Source organism: Bacillus sp. HMSC036E02, from assembly GCF_001836235.1.
Classification (GTDB): domain Bacteria; phylum Bacillota; class Bacilli; order Bacillales; family Bacillaceae_G; genus Bacillus_A; species Bacillus_A cereus.
Genome location: NZ_KV827835.1, coordinates 410 through 2761 on the forward strand (window position 1 = coordinate 410; position 2352 = coordinate 2761).

A 2352-nucleotide genomic window follows, 5' to 3' on the forward strand; every position below is an offset into this window, starting at 1 on the left:
AACGAATTTTTGTGCTAGCTTGTAACAAAACAGCTTATTTTTTGGTTTTGGGGCAAACTTGAATTCTTAAGTTGATAGGAATGGTGTACCATCAGCATTTCAGAAAAAAACCACGCTAAGCAAATTTGAAATATTAAACGGCTCTTTAATATTTCAAGGACGTAAAGAATTTAGATTTTTAAACAATCAATCGTTTAAATTATTGATTGTTTAAACGTAAAATATAGTTTATATAAATTAATTAAATTGCTGTAGAGAATTTAATAAGTTTTTATGAATACGTAATAATGTTTGAATTTCTGTTTCTTGGAGTTGTTCTAATGCTAATGACATAGCCTTATAGGAAGTAGAATTTTCAATAGATTTTTTTGATGTTTCTTGGCCTTTCGTTGTTACTTTTAATTTTTTCTCTCTACGATCTTCTGATGAGGGCTCTCTCTCGACTAATCCTAAATTAACTAATTCATCCACATTTACACTCACTGTACTTTTAGGGACTGAAAGTCGCTCTGAAATACTTTTAAGAGTAATATTAGGAATTACATAAATTGTGTTTAAGATTCCCATTTGTTGTACTGTTAACCCTAAACTAGAGGCATTTTGATTTGTAAATTTTATTATTTCTTTATTTATTGCTACAAATGACTGTACAACTTCTGCTTCTTTTTCGGGGTTCTGATTTTTTTGTATCATTGTAATAACTTCCTCTCTTTTTATATAGTTCAACATTAAACGGTTCATTATTGAACTATTATAGTATGGACTACTTTCAGAGAAAAATCAATTTAACCAGTTTCAACATAAAACTGCTTAATTTTAAGAGCAATACGAATTATTAATGCAACACAATTTAAATTAGCTCGAAAATCCTTAGCGTGTTTTTTTCCGAAATGCTAGCGCTATTCCTAATAGGTATAGCACCACACATCCATCAACTTAAGGATTTAGACTATTTTTGAAGTTAAAAGCACGTTACTATTTTCTTATGCTAATGAGAAAGGGTGACGTGCTTTTTATGAATATGCATCAAAAACAAGAGTTATCTTTATTTGCCGAAGAGCTATATCGATGTATGTCTTCTCCCGCTACACTTAATCAATCAGCTATAGAAGCAGGCGGAATGAAACGAATACGCAAGTGCCATGGGCACCATTTCTTATCTTTGTGTGTATGGTTAAATCAACAACTCGCTACTACCTCTCTTACTCAACTTTGTAGTCAATTAGAAACTTCAACAGGAATTTTATTAAGTCTGGAGGGAGTTAATCGACGATTTAATTCGGATCCTGTAGCCTTCTTTCGCACTGTATTTACTACACTTCTACTCATCAGGTAGCATAGTAAAAAAATTGAAGCCCATCAGGGTTTATTTGATATGCCTACTTTTATAAAATCTATAAAAGATAATAAAAAACTATATGAAAAGACAGCATTTTGTATAAAAATATACCTTAAGTTAATGGATGTGTGGCGGTACCCCTTGTATAAGAGTTTGTTTTTAGACAACTCTGCCTCAATAGTATCCTGATATTGCTAAAAAAGAACTAAGATGTTTCATCCTAGCTCTTTTTTAGCAATATCAACTTATTATATACATTCCTCAATCATTATTTTACTTCATTGGCAACAAAGAAATGCTCACATACACTTGAAATACGTTTTAAATCCACATTGCCGCCTGAAATAACCGCTACTACTTTTTTACCCTTTACATATTTATCAACTTTTCCTGCAAGAAGAGCGGCTGTGGCTAATGCTCCCGCCCCTTCTACGACAGCTTTTCCGCGTTGCAGTAAGTCTTTCATCGCTACTTCTAATTCTTCTTCCGATACAGTTACAATGTCATCTACTAGTTTTTTTACAATTTCAAAGGTTAAATTTCCAGGTATTTTAACTGCACAACCATCTGCTATTGTTGGGGCATTATAATGTGATACAATTTCTCCAGCATCATAAGAAGCTTTCATACCGTGTACGTTTTCAGCTTGAACCCCAATAATATTAATGGAGGGATTAAATGATTTCAGTGCTACAGCAATTCCTGAAATAATACCTCCCCCACCAATAGGTACTATGACAGTATCAACATCCCACATATCATCTAGAATATCTAAGCCAATTGTTCCTTGGCCAGCCATTACTTCTACATCATCATATGGATGTAGGTATGTTTCGCCTGTTTCTTTTATAATTTCTTCACATTTCGCTTTTGCATCATCAAACGTATCACCGTATAAAATAACTTCAGAACCATATCCTCTTGTCGCATCCACTTTAGCTTGCGGTGCAGAGGTCGGCATTACAATTTTGCTTTTAATTTTGAGTAAATGGGAAGATAATGCAACACCTTGT

2 protein-coding genes and 1 pseudogene are annotated in these 2352 nt (G+C 33.1%); 1 reads left to right on the top strand and 2 read right to left on the bottom strand.

The window, feature by feature from the left end; all coding sequences use genetic code 11:
• Positions 1 to 237 precede the first annotated feature (237 nt).
• Positions 238 to 693: a MarR family winged helix-turn-helix transcriptional regulator gene (locus tag HMPREF2590_RS11535; RefSeq protein ID WP_000615186.1), complete on the bottom strand. Its 456-nt coding sequence runs from the start codon at positions 691 to 693 to the stop codon at positions 238 to 240.
• A 322-nt stretch (positions 694 to 1015) separates the two neighbouring features.
• On the opposite strand from HMPREF2590_RS11535, the pseudogene HMPREF2590_RS11540 reads away from it, so the two are divergent.
• Positions 1016 to 1324 (top strand): annotated as a pseudogene (locus HMPREF2590_RS11540) (IS4 family transposase); the annotation flags it as partial.
• Between the two features lie 283 nt (positions 1325 to 1607).
• Here the strand turns inward: HMPREF2590_RS11540 and HMPREF2590_RS11545 are convergent.
• Positions 1608 to 2352, bottom strand: a 745-nt coding sequence (locus HMPREF2590_RS11545; RefSeq protein WP_070861400.1) for a pyridoxal-phosphate dependent enzyme, incomplete at its 5' end; no start/stop codon positions are given.